Genomic DNA, 15,119 nt, shown 5'->3' with positions numbered 1-15,119 from the left:
GGCTGACTAAAAGCAAGGGGCGTTTTGGGTTGATCTGAATTCTTCAACCGCAGACCGTATTTCGCCCAATCCGACCAATTTCTTCGTACTTTTGCCCCCCAAAATCGTTCGGAAAATGTCCAGAAAACCCCAAAAGAAACACTACATCGTCGAAGCCGTTCCCATCGTCGACTGCACCCACGAAGGCAAAGGCGTTGGACGCAAGGACGAATTTGTCGTTTTTGTGGAGAAAACGGTGCCGGGGGACTTGGTGGACGTGCGTGTGACGGGCAAGGAAAAAAAGGTTCCCGTTGGCGTCGTCGAGCGGATGATCAAACCTTCCGAAGACCGTGTGGCGGCGACCTGTCAGCATTTTGGGGATTGCGGCGGCTGCAAATGGCAAAATTTGAGCTACGAAAAGCAGCTGTTTTACAAGGAGCGGCAAGTCACCGAGGCCTTGCGCCGCATCGGGCATCTGCAGGTAGGGGAGGCGCGGCCGATTTTGGGTTGCCTTTCGCCCTTTAATTACCGCAACAAAGTCGAATTCACCTTCAGCAACAAACAATGGGTCCCGGCCGAGCAAATGCAAAAGGGTGAACCGATCGAATGGAATGGCGCTCTCGGCTACCATGTTGCAAGGTTTTTTGACAAGATTATACCGATTGAAACCTGCCATTTGCACCTGCCTGCGATCGACGCCATCCGCAATGAAATCCGTGATTTTACACGTGCACGCAAGGATACATGGTACGACATCAAGGCGCATACCGGCTATTACCGCAATGTTTTGTTTCGCACAAGTGAAGGAACGGGCGAATTGATGGTCCTGGTTTTGGTCGCAGAGGATGATATCGAACCGGTCAATGCCCTTTTTGAACATCTTTCGGCCAAATTTCCGGAGATTACGTCCTTGCTCTGGATCTTCAATCCCAAAATGAACGACTCCTTTTCGGATTTGGAGCCACGTATTTGGAAGGGAAATGCGTCAATTATTGAGCATTTGGGCCCTTGGAAATACCGCATCAGCCCGACAAGTTTTTTTCAAACCAATACTACACAAGCCAAGCGCCTGTACGATGTCGTACGGGACTTCGTCGGCGAAAAAACAGGGATTATTTACGACTTGTATTGTGGTGCAGGCAGCATTGGGATCTATATCAATGACTTGGCAGACAAGGTGGTAGGGGTGGAATATGTCGATTCCGCCGTCAAGGATGCCTACGAAAACTGCAAGTTGAACGGATTGAATCATTTGAGCTTCTATTCCGGCAATTTGAAAGACATTTTGAAGCCCGAATTTGTGGCTCGCGAAGGCCGTCCCGACGTCATCGTCACCGATCCGCCGCGCGCGGGCATGGACGAACCTGTGGTGCAACAATTGTTGGAAATCGCGGCGCCGCGCATTGTGTACGTGAGCTGTAATCCGGCGACGCAAGCGCGCGACTTGCAATTGCTCAGCGCGAAATACGACGTTTTGATTTCGCAGCCGGTAGACATGTTCCCGCAGACGAGCCACGTGGAAAATGTTGTTTTGCTGGAATTGCGTTCGGAGAATTGAGCATGAAGGCGGCTGGAAAAGAACTTGTAGCCACAATGGCTTTCATCGTTTGCTTGTCTGTCGCTGGCTTTGCGCAGACGCAGGTCGCTTGTATTGCGCACCGGGGCGGGCGTGGGCTCGCACCTGAAAATACGCTTGCAGCCGTCCGCGCGGGAATGAAATTCAATGTCGAATATTTGGAAATCGACGTACATCAAACAGCTGATTCTGTTGTGGTTGTGAGCCATGACGAGACCTTGGACCGCTGTACCGATGGCCATGGCCGCATCGATCAAACTACATTCGCAGAGATCAGGAAATTGGATGCGGGAGCTTGGTTTGGGCCCGAATTTCAAGGTGAAAAGATCCCGACCCTTGCAGAGGTTCTGGATTTGGTAGACGGCAAACACAAACTTTGGATCGAACTCAAAGCAGGTGGCGATTATCCAGGAATTGAGCGGCGAATTGTCGATTTGATTCACGCAAAACATGCCGAAGAATGGGCGCAGGTCATCAGTTTTGACACCGAGGCCTTGCGCAATATTCATCATTTGGATTCAGAGATTGTGGTCCATCAATTGCTGGTTTCGAATCTCACATTGTTGCCTTGGTACTTGGGAACAAAATTGTATTGGGGAAATCCGAAGAAAATAGACTTCGTGGATGGATTGATTTACCATCACCGGTTCGTCCGCAAGTCCATGATCAAACGTTTCCACGCGCGGGGCAAATCCTTGATGGTTTGGACTGTCAACAGTCCCAAGCGCATGGAAAAGCTGACCCGCAAAGGTGTGGACGGGATTGAAACGGATTACCCAGCGTTGATGCGCAATCAGAAGTAATCCAATTCCGAATTTTATCCATTTTTTCGGCACGAAAAAAAGCAGGATCTCCCAATTCGGGAATCCTGCTTGGAATGGAAATGCAATAAGCCTTACAGGGCGATTGCAAATGCTTGACCATCAGCGTGTGTGCCGCCAATGATGTAGGTCTCGTTGGACTTGTTGAAGGTTTCGAAAATCGGCAGCTTTTTGGCTGGAACTTTTTTCGTTCCCGCAATTGGTGCAAAGATATCCATCGCATAATAGCGCAGATTTTGCACGAATTCGCCATTTTCGTCCACAAGAACTGCCTGTTGGACAATCTGTTGCATATTATCGACAGCGATTTGCAGACGATAAAATCCGGCGACGAAATTGGATTGTGGCAAATCCAAATAGAGCAAAGCAAAATCCGTCAATTGTCCAGGAATCGGACGGATTTGTGGCAAAATGTTGGAGATTGCGACTTTTTCGTTTTCGCGAATAACGACCATCATGTCGATTGTGAGCAAGGAAAGCCGCAATTCGTCAGCTTTTTTGATCATCGACTTTTGGATTTTGCGTTGGGCACGGGCAATACGGTTCCACAAACGCTGAGCGATCGCATTTTGAGTAAACATAATATTTTGATTCTTAAATTTCCTAAGGTTGGAGTCGCATCCGACGTGGCTGTTTCCCCTTCCTTTTCTTATACTAATTTACGTAGGCCCTTTGACATCTCGTGTCAAAGAATCGAGGGAAAGTTGGAGATGAAAGATGTTTTTAAAATACTGTATATCAGTCAATTATGACTGTGGTTTCGTGTGCGAATTTGCGCCATCTGAGCCATGCATAATCAATTGAAATGCAGGCAAATAGAAATCGATTTTGGAATGCACGAACCGCGCTTCGACGCTTGTATATTGACAGCCCGTTGCGTGGAACCAGATTTGAAATGCCTGCGGAAATGCACTAAAGTTTGGCCTTCGTCTCGCCATTCAACAGCCACCATCGGCCTTGCCTTTTGATCAGGTTTCCCACCTCCTCAAAGTCCTCCGAAATCGTATCGCCATCTACAGTCGCGGTCCAGGAATGCAGCTTGCCTTCGTAATGCGCGGAATCATTGGCCGTGGCAGTGACCGTTAGTTCCGTCCATGTCGGACACGTTGAATCGATCGCCTGCATGTTGCGACGCACCATCGCAGAAATCGTGTCGTACGTCAGTACCTTTTCCGTGCCCAAAGGCTTCCAATGGAAATCAGAAGTGCTGTCCAGAAACTCAAATTCCCGTTGCAGCCCATCTTCGCAGACTGCAGCATAGTAATCCTGCAAAAATGCTGTCGCTTCGGCTACAACTTTGTTCTTGGCGTCTTCATCAAATACAGGTGATTTTGATGAATTGCAGGCCTGAATTGATGATACCATTAAAGATAGCGCGGTCCAACCGAACGCAGTGTATCTTTTGAACAGGAGTCTTCGGGCAGAATTCTTCATCTTCCTCCACTTTTGGCAACCTTACAAATCATTTTTGCTATTTCCAACTGAATATTCCTAGATTTACCCCCCGCTTTCGGGAGGAATGGCATTCCATTCACCTGTTTATTCCCCGATTGCGCCAAAGTTGTATGCAGATGAAGCAGAATTTCTCGAAAAGAACCCGCGATTGGACCGACAAACGCGGCAAAGATACATGGACGATCTTCCGTATCATGGCGGAGTTTGTCGAAGGTTTTGAGACCCTCAGTGAAATCGGCCCTTGCGTGTCTGTGTTTGGTTCTGCAAGGACGCAGCCTGATCACAAATACTATAAACTAGGTGTCGAGGTAGCCCACAAACTCACCGACGCAGGCTTCGGTGTGATCACCGGAGGTGGTCCGGGTATCATGGAAGCTGCCAACAAAGGTGCTCAAGAAGGCGGTGGTTCATCTGTCGGCCTCAACATCGAGTTGCCTTTCGAGCAAGGTAGCAATCCTTTTGTGGACCGTGACAAGATCATCGACTTCAACTACTTCTTTGTGCGCAAGGTCATGTTTGTCAAGTACGCGCAAGGATTTGTGGTGCTGCCCGGTGGATTCGGGACGATGGATGAGTTGTTTGAGGCACTCACACTGATTCAAACACGAAAAATCACCCGCTTCCCGGTCGTTTTGGTAGGCACCGATTTCTGGGGTGGCCTGGTCGAATGGTTGAAAACGGTGGTTTTGGAGCAGGTGGGAAACATCAGCCCACAAGACATGTTCCTGTTTCACGTGGTGGATACTGCAGAGGACGCTGTTGCCTACATCACTGAATTTTACAAACAGCACCTTTTGCGACCCAACTTCTGAGCGTATCTTTGCAGGAAATCGAATTTCCCGCAGTACGATGAAGACGTTACGCTCCAAGATTTTATATTTTCTCTTTCCGTTCCTCCTCTTGGGTGGCAGCATCGTACTGATCGGTTCGGTGCAAAGTGGTGGCAACAACAGCCTGAAAAGTTTGGGTTCCCATGCCACGATGCTTTCTTTGGATCCACCCAGCAATCTGAATTTTGCTGGAGAAATGGTTCCCCTTCGCGATTTTGAGGTGAAGGAGCGCTTTGATCAGGAAATGGTGAAGTACAGTTTCCTGCACAGTGCGACAATCATGAACATTCGTCGCGCCGCGCGCTGGAGACCAGAAATTTCTGCCATTCTTCGGAAGCAGGGCATCCCCGAAGACTTTTTCTACCTCTGCATCGCTGAAAGCCACCTGACCAATGCCAGTTCGCCGGCAGGTGCCAAAGGCTTCTGGCAATTTTTGGAAGGCACGGCAAAGGTGTATGGATTGGAAGTTTCCGAGCAAGTCGATGAGCGTTTTGACCCCATCAAAAGCACGGAAGCGGCCTGCCAATACCTGAAAGATGCCCACAAAATTTTCCACAATTGGACCTTGGTTGCGGCGAGCTACAACATGGGCATGGGCGGATTGCGCAAGCAAATGGACCGTCAGCGTGTGAACAGTTACTATGACTTGTACCTTAACCGTGAGACATCGTCCTACGTTTTTGCCATATTGGCGATCAAAACCATTCTGGAAGAGCCTGTCGTCCACGGGTTTGAAATTGCCAAGCATCAACTTTACGCACCTTTGCAGTACAATTTGATGACCGTCGACACGACGATTCCCGACCTGATTGATTGGTCACTGACCCAAGGTACTACCTACAAATCTGTGCGGGTCTTGAATCCTTGGATTTTAGGAGACAAGCTTATCATTCCAAAGGCAAAGGAAGGAGAACCGCAGAAATCCTACCGTATCAAGGTTCCGAAGCCGGGCAGTGCCGAAGATCAGGGCCAAGAATTGATCCCACGAATTTTATCTGACAGCATTACTTTGGACAGTTTGCCACCTTCTCCCCACGGTGGCAGTGGTTTAGATGCTGACCCAACTGAGAAAGCACCCGCAAAAACGTCAACTCCCACGAAGAAGAAAAAGCAAAAAGGGGGAAAATAGGTTTAAGAATTCATGGCAGAGGACTTTATTGAAATATGGGGTGCCCGCGAGCACAATCTCAAAAACATCGACCTTCAAATTCCACGCGACCAACTCGTGGTGATTACAGGTGTCAGCGGTTCTGGAAAGAGCTCCATTGCCTTTGATACGATCCATGCGGAAGGGCAGCGCCGATATCTCGAGAGCTTCTCTGCGTACGCACGGCAGTTCATCGGCAATCTCCGCGCACCGGATGTCGATAAAATCGACGGACTCAGTCCTGTGATCGCCATCGAACAAAAAACTACGAGCCGGAATCCGCGTTCAACGGTGGGGACGGTGACCGAAGTCTATGACCTCTTTCGTTTGTTTTTTGCTAGGACCGCCGATGCCTACAGCCACGTGTCCGGCAAACGGATGGTAAAGATGACCGATCAGGAGATCATCAAAACCATTGAAAAAAGCTTCCTCGGCAAGAAAATCATCATCCTCGCCCCACTCGTGAAAGGCAGGAAAGGCCACTACCGTGAATTGTTTGAAACCCTTTCCAAACAGGGATTCACCAAGGTGCGCATCGACGGCGAAATTCAGGACATCAAAAAGGGCATGAAGTTGGATCGCTATGTGATCCACGACATCGAATTAGTGATCGACCGCGTGCTTGCGGGAAGCGACCCCAAGCGCTTGGAAGACAGCATCCACCTCGCCATGACGACCGGCGAAGGTTCCATGCTCATTCAGGACCACGAAACCGGTACCATCGCTTGGTTCAGTCGCAACCTGATGGACCCCGACAGTGGACTCAGTTACGACGAACCTTCACCGAATACGTTTTCGTTCAATTCGCCGTATGGTGCTTGCCCGACTTGCTCAGGTTTGGCCGTTGTCAATGAGGTCGATGTCGAATCGCTCGTGCCGGATGAAAGTCTGAGCATCAACCGTGGCGCCATCGGGCCTTTGGGCGAATTTCGCGATATATGGATGTTTCAGCAGCTTCGGAAGATTGCCAAGCACTTCGATTTTTCCTTGGCAACGCCTTGGAAAGACTTGCCGCAAATCGCCAAGGATTACATTCTCCGTGGTCCGGATGCCCTTCCTGAAGACAAATCCATCACCAAGGGCGGCTTCAAATACGATGGGATCGTTGCCTTTATCGAAGAATCCTACAACAATTCGCAGTCGGAGAAGATCAAGACTTGGGCAGAAGAGTTCATGCGGATCGCAACCTGCCCCACATGCGAAGGCAAACGCCTGAAACAGGAAAGCCTGTATTACCGGCTCGATGAAAAAAACATCATGGAAGTCGCAAGGATGGACATCAACACCCTGCGACAGTGGATGGAAACCTTGCCCGAGCGCCTGAGCGACCGGCAAGCGACCATCGGCACGGAAGTGATGAAGGAAATCAACAAGCGCCTCGACTTTCTATTGGAAGTCGGACTCGGTTACCTCGACCTTGACCGTTCGGCAAGGACGTTGAGTGGGGGAGAGGCGCAGCGCATCCGCTTGGCGACACAGATTGGTTCCCAATTGGTGGGCGTACTGTACATTTTGGATGAGCCGAGCATTGGCCTGCATCAGCGTGACAATGAGCGCTTGATCAAATCCTTGCTGCGCCTGCGCGACCTCGGGAATTCCGTGTTGGTCGTCGAGCACGACAAAGACATGATGCTTGCAAGTGACTATGTCATCGACTTGGGACCGGGTGCGGGCATCCACGGCGGAGAAATTGTCGCCCAAGGCACTCCAAAGGAGATTCTGAACCACCCGAATTCGGCAACGGCCGAATATTTAGGTGGAAAACGCCAAATCGCCATTCCCAAAAAGCGCAGAGAACCCATTCAGGAAAACATGCTGATCGTGCATGGCGCGACCGGCAACAACCTGAAGAATGTCGACCTTTGGTTGCCGCTCGGGCTATTTGTCTGCATTTCAGGGGTTTCTGGATCGGGAAAATCTACGTTGATCAACGAAACGCTGTATCCGATATTGAACCAGCATTTCTTCAATTCCCGGAAAAAGCCGATGCCTTACCGCGACATCGAAGGGCTGGAATTGGTTACCAAGGTCATTGAAATCGATCAATCGCCGATCGGGCGCACACCGCGGAGCAATCCTGCGACCTATACAGGAGTGTTCACCTTCATCCGAGACTTTTTTACGCAGCTTCCCGAGGCAAAAATCCGCGGCTACCAAAGCGGCCGATTCAGCTTCAACGTCAAGGGTGGCCGCTGCGAGGAATGCGAAGGCGCCGGCATGCAGACGATCGAAATGAACTTCCTGCCAGATGTTTACGTGCTCTGCGAATCCTGCCATGGTCGGCGTTACAACCGTGAAACCTTGGAAGTCAGGTACAAAGGAAAAAGCATCAGCGATGTCCTCAACATGACGATATCCGCGGCCGTGGAATTTTTTGAGGCCCATCCGCGCATCAAGCGCAAACTTGTCACGCTCGAAGAAGTCGGCTTGGGCTATCTTACTTTGGGGCAGCAAGCCACGACGCTTTCGGGCGGCGAAGCGCAGCGCGTCAAAATTGCCACCGAACTCAGCAAACGCGATACAGGCAGCACGATTTACATTTTGGATGAGCCCACGACGGGCTTGCACTTTCAAGACATTGATGTATTGCTCAAGGTTTTACAGCGTTTGGTCGATCGCGGAAATACGATCGTCGTGATCGAACACAACCTCGACGTTGTCAAAGTTGCCGATTGGGTCATCGACTTGGGTCCGGAAGGCGGTGCAGGCGGCGGAAGAATCCTGGTACAAGGGACTCCTGAAAAGGTTGCGGCATTTGAGGGATCCTTCACCGGCAAATTCCTGAAGGCAGAATTGGGGATGTCCTAAGTTGCCGGCATCCCATTCAGGAAATGGAATTAGAATTTTCCGCTTAACCCCACCGTCAGCAATGGGCCGCCAAGTCCGATTTCTGCTGTGACACCAAAATATTGGACAAAGTAAATTTTGGTCCCGAATGCCAAGCGGTAAGCAATCGGGCTGCGTATTCCTCTGAGGGCATAGTTGGACAAGTCAAAAATCGGATCATCCGTGACAAGCTTGTATTTCGCACCGCTGTAACCCAATCCCGCAGAGCCATAGAGATCCACGATTTCGGAGTTTCCGAAATGGTAATCAAACCTTGCCAAAAAACGGGGACGCGGATTTTTGAGGCTATAATGATAGCTGAATGCTGCGCCTGTCGAATCAATTCCCGAGTTGGTGTACTCAAATCCGGAGCTCGCGTAGTAAAAATCCAAGCCTAGCCCGATGTTATCGGTAATCATGTAGGAGGCCTTCGCACCAAATGGCCCCATCCCGGTAACCTTCAAATCGGGATCATTGGTCACATTTTTCGCGACTGCGCGCAAGACACCCGTAGTAAGATTTGGGAATCCATAGTACACATCGAGCATCACGTTGCCTTTTTGGACGGCCTGCGCTTGAAGACTTCCGCCCGTCAAAGCGACGGCACTGAAAAATAGAATGGAAAACAGGATACGCATTTTCATAAGGGTGAAATCTTTGTTGAATCTACACGCAAATCTGCATTTTACTGAACCGGCGAATACTGTTTTGCATCAGCAAGCACCATGCCAAGCCTGACAAATCCTTTCCTTTCGGCCAAGATTCCTTAGATTTGCATCAAATACAGCTTCTGATATGGACGACAAAAATAAGAATCAAAATCAGCTCAACATTGAGATTCCAGCCGAAATGGCCGGTGGCGTTTACAGCAATTTCACCATTGTGGGCCATACGCCTTCGGAATTTCTGATTGACTTCGTGCAGATCATTCCGGGAATGGCCCAAGGAAAGCTCCGTTCGCGGGTGATCATGACGCCGCAACATGCCAAGCGCCTGCTCCAAACCTTGGAAGAAAACATCGGTCGCTACGAAAGTGCATTTGGCAAGATTCCCAACATGGATGGCCCACAAGGCCCTTCCTTCCCGCCCGGTTTCCCCGGAGGTCCTGCCGGATTCGCCTGAGATTTGCGGCAGTCACACAACTATATAAAGGAAGCGATCCGAATTTCATCAACTGAAATTCGGATCGCTTTTATATTTCCCAGTACGAAGAATTGCCTATTCCACGCGCAAGCGCTTGGTTTGCATCCATCCGCCTTTGCTGCGCAATTGCAGGAAATAGACGCCGGATGGCAATTGCCCGACCTCCAACTTCGTCTGCATTCCTTCGACCATTCCCGTGACCAATTCCCGGCCCAATACATCCGTCAACGAATAGGTGAATTCCGATTTGGAACGGAATCCGTTGAGCATCAGTGTCGCGGTTTGTGACGCTGGATTCGGGAATACTGCCCATTCGAAGCCCAAAGGCATTTCTTCGTCACGGCTCACATAGCAACCTTGTCCTTGCATCGTGCCACTAAGGATTCCCCGCTGACAGAATGCATTTTGAAACTGATCGTGGTGAAGTCCGCCAAAAAGCGTGCTGTCAGCGTCGATGTGGATCAGGGCTGCATCGGTCAGGGTGGTATTCGGAGCATGACCATACAGACTCTCAAAAAAGACCTTGTCGCTCGCTTCTTTGCCGATTTCGACCCAAACCTCCATCAGCGTCGAATTCCAGATCGCACCAATCAAGTAGATGTCATTGGCGTTGGAGGGCGGATAAAGCGTATTGTTGGAAGCACTTCGTCCCGTCCAAAATTCGTTGTGGCCGTCCCAAGTGAATACGTTTTTCCAGAACGTATAGCTGATGCCCCGCGAATAGGTCGTCGCAACATAATCGCCAATGCCTTCGTCCAAACCTTGACGCTCCAAGCCGGAATTGCTGAAGGGCGAACCCGCATTGGAGAGCGCATGGCCGTATTCGTGGATGACTACGTCGGCATCCTCGGCATCGTCCACGCCGCCTTCACCAAAGGCTACGCGATTGTCCGTCGAAATGTAATGCGAATTGTCCTGCCCATTGAGTCCATGCGGATCGGCCTTCACCTGCCCGTTGAGGAGCGTCGTGAATCCCAGCGATTGCACATAACGCTGAAAGGTGTCGATATGGTAATAGACCATCGCATCCTCAAATCCAGCTTGTGAACGGGTGAAATTGAAGTTGCCATCCACGCTCGTCGTCATTGGGATCAAGGGTGCTTCACGGTCTTCCAGCATCACATAAGGGCCGATCAGCTCAAATTGGCTGCCATTCCAGTTGATGTTTTTCAAGGTCACCGCGACCCTTTGGTTGTTCAATTCGGGGCTGTCGGCGTCGTTGTTGTCGGAATAGGGTGCGCCGTAGGTGTTTCCCGAACTCGTGAGCGGATCGGGCATGAAGACCATGGCATTGCCGGTTGTGTCCGTGGTCGTTCCGAGCGGCTTGCGGTAAGCAGCCACGTCGCGGCGCAAAACTTCGCGCAGGTCATCGTCGGCAAGCAGCACCTCCCAAGTTTGGGTATTGCTGGTATAGGAAACTCTGTGAACAGGCACCAAGGTGCCTTCGGTCAGAAAATAATGCTTCGAATTCGGGAAGAGCTCGAAATCGGCATCGCCTTGATCCAACAAGGCGGGCAACAACGCAGTCACTTGGGCGTCCGTGCGTGTGAAGGACGCGGGCGTACCCGTGAAAGCGCGCAGGTTGTCAAGCAAGTTCATGAACCGCATTTGACGGTTGAGATTGGCTTTGATTTCGCCCAAATAGATCGGAATGCCGTTCCAGGTTTGGTCAAATGTGTAGTGAAAGCCGCCCGGACTTGCATTTTGATGGCGCAGGCGCAGGTCGCAGCCCAACATCTGCACCATCGGCTTTTGCGCCAAAATCGCTGCACGCACGGTTTCTGCGTTGGCATTCGAAGGCAATTGCTGGCAGAATTTTTGGTAAATCCCGGTGCTGGGTTGCGTGTTTTTTGCGGCAGGAGGGACCCCCGTTTTCTGCGCTTGAATCCCTGCGAATGGCAAAAGCAATGCGATGAGTGTAAAAATCTTATTCATTGTTGGATGATGATTCGGTCAAGATACCCATTTCCCTGAAAATTTCCATAACCGCCGCGTGGTCACGCAGCCGAACCTCAAAACTTTGCCGGCAATCTGCTCCGTATTCGGAATGGCTGGGTTTGAGGTTGTATTTTTGGATCACACGTCCCACTTCCGAGGTTTGCCCATAGGCAAAAATGATGTGGATGGGCTCGGTGAGCGTCCGCTCGAGTTTGGTGGCCGCATCCAAGGCTTCTGCGGCAGAAACCCCGTAGGCCTCAATCAGGCCCGGAATTCCCAATTTGGTTCCCCCAAAATACCGCACGACAACCACGAGTACGTCAAAGAGTTCGCGGCTTTTGATCTCATTGAGGATCGGATCTCCGGCACTGTGATTGGGTTCGCCGGCATCGTTGGCGCGGTAGCGTTTCCCCTCCGGCCCGAGGCGCCAAGCATAACAATGGTGGCGGGCATCGTAGTATTTGGTCGCCAAGGCTTCCAAATGCGTCGCCACGTCTGCCTCATTCCGCACGGGAAAGGCAAATCCAAGGAACTTGGATCCCTTTTCCTTGTAGCCGCCTTCCGCAGGGGCTGCGATCGTGACGTAGGTGTCTTTCATTTTGCCTTGCCCAAATTTCGGAAAGTTTGAGGCTTGAGCCAAATTCAGGCCAACAAGACCACCGCGCCCGTCGCAAGCAACAGGCCCGCAGCCTTCCAGGCATTCAGTTTTTCGCGGTAAAACACGATGCCGATCAAGGCCATCACCAGCAAAATCGCCGTATTGTTGATCGGATAAAACACGGTTCCGTCGAAGAAACGCAGCGATCCTGCCAGAAAAACGATCGAAAAGTAGTTGGGAATCCCCATGATCAGGCCACTGATCACCGTGGCCTTGCTGAGAACAAGCGTTCCTTTCACCAAGCGTTGCGCAAATACCGGAATGCTCGCAACGGCCGCCATGGCAAACAACACGATGATGTATTCGCCGTTGCTTGCAAGCCCGCTGTATTCCTGTTTCAGAATCTTGAAGAGGGCATCGCTCGCGCCGCTTCCCAGAAACAGCACAGCCGACAAGGCGGCGACCATCCATCCTTTGGTAAATGTATCGGAAGGTTTGTCCTTGGCCTTTTCGCCGAAATTCACCAAAAAGATCGCTGCCAAAGCCAATCCGACCCCGAGGAAATGCAGCCAAGTCATTTCGTCGCCGTAGTACATCCACGAAAACAAGACCGGAATTGCCAAGGACATCTTGGCGACGATCGTCATGTAGCCGAGTCCGACCTTATGGGTCATCCACCCCATGATGTTGAAGAGGATGAAAAAGGAAAATCCTTGAATAGCGGCTAATAAAACAAGGATCGGATGCGCAAACACATGACTGATCGCCTGCGGGAAATGAAACAGACCCACCAAGGCGGCGCTCAGGTAATTGATGCCGACCATGATCGGCAAATCAATCGTATAGCGTTGAATTTGGCGCAGGCCAGTCAATAAAATGCAGGTCGATGCGATGCAAAGACCAAGATTCAAATAGCCTTCCATGGATCAAGCCTTCAGGCGGTCCCCGTACATTTGGGTGTAATACTCCTGGTAGGCGCCGCTGCGCACATGGTCGATCCAGGCTTCATTTTGCAAGTACCAGTCGATCGTCAAGCTCAGTCCTTCCTCGAATGTCACCGACGGGGTCCAACCCAATTCGGTTTCCAGCTTGGTCGGATCGATCGCGTAGCGGGCGTCGTGGCCCGGGCGGTCGGTGACGTAGGTGATGAGTCCGGCACTCGTACCGGCGGGGCGGCCCAGTTTCTCATCCATTTGCTTGCAGAGCACATGGATCAGCTCGATGTTCTGCCATTCGTTTTTGCCACCTATATTATATGTGTCGCCGTTTTTGCCGTTGTGATAAATCACATCGATTGCCCGGCAATGATCGACGACCCAGAGCCAGTCACGCACGTTGTCGCCTTTGCCGTAGACTGGCAGTTGTTTGTTGTGCAGGATATTGCTGATAAACAGCGGAATAAGCTTTTCCGGAAATTGGTGGCTGCCGTAGTTGTTGCTGCAATTGCTCAGCACAAAAGGCAATTTGTAGGTGTTGCCGTAGGCCCGCACAAAGTGGTCGCTGCTCGCCTTGCTTGCCGAATAGGGGCTTTGGGGATCGTAGGCCGTGATTCGAGGAAATAACCGCCATCGTGCAGCGAACCAAAAACCTCGTCGGTCGATACATGGTAAAAGCGAACATCCTGACGCATTTTTCCATCTTTCATCCAGACAGCTTTGGCGGCGTTGAGCAAGTTGACCGTCCCGATCACGTTGGTATAGACAAAATCCATCGGCGAGTCGATGCTGCGGTCCACATGGCTTTCGGCAGCGAGATGGATGATGCCATCGGGCAATTCGGATTGAAAAAGGGCCATCATGGCCGCTCCGTCGGTAATGTCTCCTTTGATGAAACGGTAATTGGGGGCATTTTCGACATCGCGAAGGTTTTCCAGATTGCCGGCGTAGGTGAGTTTGTCGAGGTTGATGATCTCGTAGTCGGGGTATTTGCTGACGAACAGCCTGACGAGGTGGGAGCCGATGAAGCCCGCGCCACCTGTGATCATAATCTTGCGTTTCATTGGCTGCGAAGTTAAGCAAAACGGATCGAATTGGAAGGAATCGAGCCTGGACAAGGCGCGGAAAAGGGGCGGGGCATTCGCAGAAATCAATAACTTTGGCTTCGAATGCCAGTTTATTCCCTCCCGCAGCAACATGTTTTTCCGCCGGTTTCCCATGCGGAGGAAGATGGATTGTTGGCAGTAGGAGGGGACCTCGATCCGCATCGCCTGCTTTTGGCCTATGCCCAGGGCATTTTTCCATGGTTTTCAAAGGGTGATCCGATCCTTTGGTGGTCGCCTGATCCGCGGATGGTGCTGTTTCCTGCCGAATTGAAAGTCTCCAAAAGCATGAAGCAGGTGCTGAAAAACAAGACGTTTGAGGTTACATTCGACAAGGATTTTAAATCGGTGATCCAAGCATGTGGCAAAATTGACCGCCCGGGCCAAGACGGCACTTGGTTGAGCAAGGACATGCGCATCGCCTACACGAAGCTTCACGAGATGGCGGTTGCGCATTCGGTGGAGGTATGGCAGGACGGCAAACTCGTCGGCGGCCTTTATGGATTGGCCTTGGGAGCCATTTTTTGTGGCGAAAGTATGTTTTCCGAGGTCAGCAATGCCTCCAAAGCCGGATTCATCACACTTGTCCAGGCGTTGCGGGAAAAAGGCTTTGAGCTGATTGATTGTCAGGTATATACGGCACATCTGGAAAGCCTCGGCGCCAAGGAAATCCCGCGCACGGAATTTATCCGAATTCTGGAGCAGGGGATTCAAAAGCCTTGCTGGACCGGAAAGTGGGATCGCTGACCAAAGTCGTTCAAATTCGGT

13 protein-coding genes and 1 pseudogene are annotated in these 15,119 nt (G+C 51.0%); 7 read left to right on the top strand and 7 right to left on the bottom strand.

Features of this window, described 5'->3' with window-relative positions:
- The first annotated feature begins 115 nt into the window (after nucleotides 1-115).
- Together rlmD and IPN95_13295 are read left to right on the top strand one after the other, a co-directional pair.
- Nucleotides 116-1,537 (top strand): 23S rRNA (uracil(1939)-C(5))-methyltransferase RlmD, encoded by a 1,422-nt coding sequence (rlmD, locus tag IPN95_13300; GenBank protein ID MBK9450356.1) that lies wholly within the window; start codon nucleotides 116-118, stop codon nucleotides 1,535-1,537.
- Nucleotides 1,538-1,572: 35 nt separating this feature from the next.
- Nucleotides 1,573-2,358: a glycerophosphodiester phosphodiesterase gene (locus tag IPN95_13295; protein MBK9450355.1), complete on the top strand. Its 786-nt coding sequence runs from the start codon at nucleotides 1,573-1,575 to the stop codon at nucleotides 2,356-2,358.
- Between the two features lie 92 nt (nucleotides 2,359-2,450).
- Here the strand turns inward: IPN95_13295 and IPN95_13290 are convergent, their stop codons facing one another.
- The gene (locus IPN95_13290; GenBank protein ID MBK9450354.1) at nucleotides 2,451-2,957 is read right to left on the bottom strand and encodes a hypothetical protein; all 507 of its coding nucleotides are present in this window, start codon (nucleotides 2,955-2,957) and stop codon (nucleotides 2,451-2,453) included.
- 331 nt (nucleotides 2,958-3,288) lie between these two features.
- Nucleotides 3,289-3,741, bottom strand: coding sequence for a hypothetical protein (locus tag IPN95_13285; GenBank protein ID MBK9450353.1), 453 nt, complete (start codon nucleotides 3,739-3,741; stop codon nucleotides 3,289-3,291).
- Nucleotides 3,742-3,941: 200 nt separating this feature from the next.
- On the opposite strand from IPN95_13285, the gene IPN95_13280 reads away from it, so the two are divergent.
- The 3 genes from IPN95_13280 to uvrA are packed head-to-tail and all read left to right on the top strand — an operon-like array spanning nucleotide 3,942 to nucleotide 8,616.
- Nucleotides 3,942-4,643, top strand: coding sequence for a TIGR00730 family Rossman fold protein (locus IPN95_13280; protein MBK9450352.1), 702 nt, complete (start codon nucleotides 3,942-3,944; stop codon nucleotides 4,641-4,643).
- Nucleotides 4,644-4,680: 37 nt separating this feature from the next.
- Nucleotides 4,681-5,790: a lytic transglycosylase domain-containing protein gene (locus tag IPN95_13275; GenBank protein ID MBK9450351.1), complete on the top strand. Its 1,110-nt coding sequence runs from the start codon at nucleotides 4,681-4,683 to the stop codon at nucleotides 5,788-5,790.
- Between the two features lie 12 nt (nucleotides 5,791-5,802).
- Nucleotides 5,803-8,616 (top strand): excinuclease ABC subunit UvrA, encoded by a 2,814-nt coding sequence (uvrA, locus tag IPN95_13270; protein MBK9450350.1) that lies wholly within the window; start codon nucleotides 5,803-5,805, stop codon nucleotides 8,614-8,616.
- Between the two features lie 29 nt (nucleotides 8,617-8,645).
- Here uvrA and IPN95_13265 read toward each other — a convergent pair whose 3' ends face one another.
- Nucleotides 8,646-9,278, bottom strand: coding sequence for an outer membrane beta-barrel protein (locus IPN95_13265; GenBank protein ID MBK9450349.1), 633 nt, complete (start codon nucleotides 9,276-9,278; stop codon nucleotides 8,646-8,648).
- A 151-nt stretch (nucleotides 9,279-9,429) separates the two neighbouring features.
- Between IPN95_13265 and IPN95_13260 the strand changes: the two genes are divergently transcribed.
- Nucleotides 9,430-9,756 carry a DUF3467 domain-containing protein gene (locus IPN95_13260; GenBank protein MBK9450348.1) on the top strand — a complete coding sequence of 109 codons (327 nt, stop codon included), beginning with the start codon at nucleotides 9,430-9,432 and terminating at the stop codon, nucleotides 9,754-9,756.
- Nucleotides 9,757-9,852: 96 nt separating this feature from the next.
- On the opposite strand, the gene IPN95_13255 is transcribed toward IPN95_13260, so the two are convergent.
- From IPN95_13255 to rfbB, 4 genes and pseudogenes are all read right to left on the bottom strand, one after another.
- Nucleotides 9,853-11,712: a T9SS type A sorting domain-containing protein gene (locus IPN95_13255; GenBank protein MBK9450347.1), complete on the bottom strand. Its 1,860-nt coding sequence runs from the start codon at nucleotides 11,710-11,712 to the stop codon at nucleotides 9,853-9,855.
- Nucleotides 11,705-12,313, bottom strand: coding sequence for a YigZ family protein (locus IPN95_13250; GenBank protein ID MBK9450346.1), 609 nt, complete (start codon nucleotides 12,311-12,313; stop codon nucleotides 11,705-11,707). The genes IPN95_13255 and IPN95_13250 overlap by 8 nt, the downstream gene beginning before the upstream one ends.
- Nucleotides 12,314-12,357: 44 nt before the next feature.
- Nucleotides 12,358-13,236, bottom strand: coding sequence for a hypothetical protein (locus IPN95_13245; protein ID MBK9450345.1), 879 nt, complete (start codon nucleotides 13,234-13,236; stop codon nucleotides 12,358-12,360).
- Between the two features lie 3 nt (nucleotides 13,237-13,239).
- Nucleotides 13,240-14,312 (bottom strand): annotated as a pseudogene (gene rfbB, locus IPN95_13240) (dTDP-glucose 4,6-dehydratase).
- A gap of 105 nt (nucleotides 14,313-14,417) precedes the next feature.
- Between rfbB and IPN95_13235 the strand changes: the two are divergent.
- On the top strand, nucleotides 14,418-15,098 hold the full coding sequence (locus tag IPN95_13235; protein ID MBK9450344.1) for a leucyl/phenylalanyl-tRNA--protein transferase: 681 nt from the start codon (nucleotides 14,418-14,420) through the stop codon (nucleotides 15,096-15,098).
- Nucleotides 15,099-15,119 lie beyond the last annotated feature (21 nt).

Source organism: Bacteroidota bacterium (assembly GCA_016718825.1).
Classification (GTDB): domain Bacteria; phylum Bacteroidota; class Bacteroidia; order J057; family JADKCL01; genus JADKCL01.
This window is presented reverse-complemented; position numbering and strand designations above follow the sequence as displayed.

Excerpts from the sequence above, each read along its gene's own strand:
- IPN95_13235 (MBK9450344.1), top strand. The coding sequence starts at position 14,418 with ATGCCAGTTTATTCCCTCCCGCAGCAACATGTTTTTCCGCCGGTTTCC.
- IPN95_13250 (MBK9450346.1), bottom strand. The coding sequence starts at position 12,313 with ATGAAAGACACCTACGTCACGATCGCAGCCCCTGCGGAAGGCGGCTAC.
- IPN95_13285 (MBK9450353.1), bottom strand. The coding sequence starts at position 3,741 with ATGGTATCATCAATTCAGGCCTGCAATTCATCAAAATCACCTGTATTT.
- rlmD (MBK9450356.1), top strand. The coding sequence starts at position 116 with ATGTCCAGAAAACCCCAAAAGAAACACTACATCGTCGAAGCCGTTCCC.
- IPN95_13290 (MBK9450354.1), bottom strand. The coding sequence starts at position 2,957 with ATGTTTACTCAAAATGCGATCGCTCAGCGTTTGTGGAACCGTATTGCC.
- IPN95_13295 (MBK9450355.1), top strand. The coding sequence starts at position 1,573 with ATGGCTTTCATCGTTTGCTTGTCTGTCGCTGGCTTTGCGCAGACGCAG.
- IPN95_13260 (MBK9450348.1), top strand. The coding sequence starts at position 9,430 with ATGGACGACAAAAATAAGAATCAAAATCAGCTCAACATTGAGATTCCA.
- uvrA (MBK9450350.1), top strand. The coding sequence starts at position 5,803 with ATGGCAGAGGACTTTATTGAAATATGGGGTGCCCGCGAGCACAATCTC.
- IPN95_13255 (MBK9450347.1), bottom strand. The coding sequence starts at position 11,712 with ATGAATAAGATTTTTACACTCATCGCATTGCTTTTGCCATTCGCAGGG.
- IPN95_13265 (MBK9450349.1), bottom strand. The coding sequence starts at position 9,278 with ATGAAAATGCGTATCCTGTTTTCCATTCTATTTTTCAGTGCCGTCGCT.
- IPN95_13275 (MBK9450351.1), top strand. The coding sequence starts at position 4,681 with ATGAAGACGTTACGCTCCAAGATTTTATATTTTCTCTTTCCGTTCCTC.
- IPN95_13280 (MBK9450352.1), top strand. The coding sequence starts at position 3,942 with ATGCAGATGAAGCAGAATTTCTCGAAAAGAACCCGCGATTGGACCGAC.
- IPN95_13245 (MBK9450345.1), bottom strand. The coding sequence starts at position 13,236 with ATGGAAGGCTATTTGAATCTTGGTCTTTGCATCGCATCGACCTGCATT.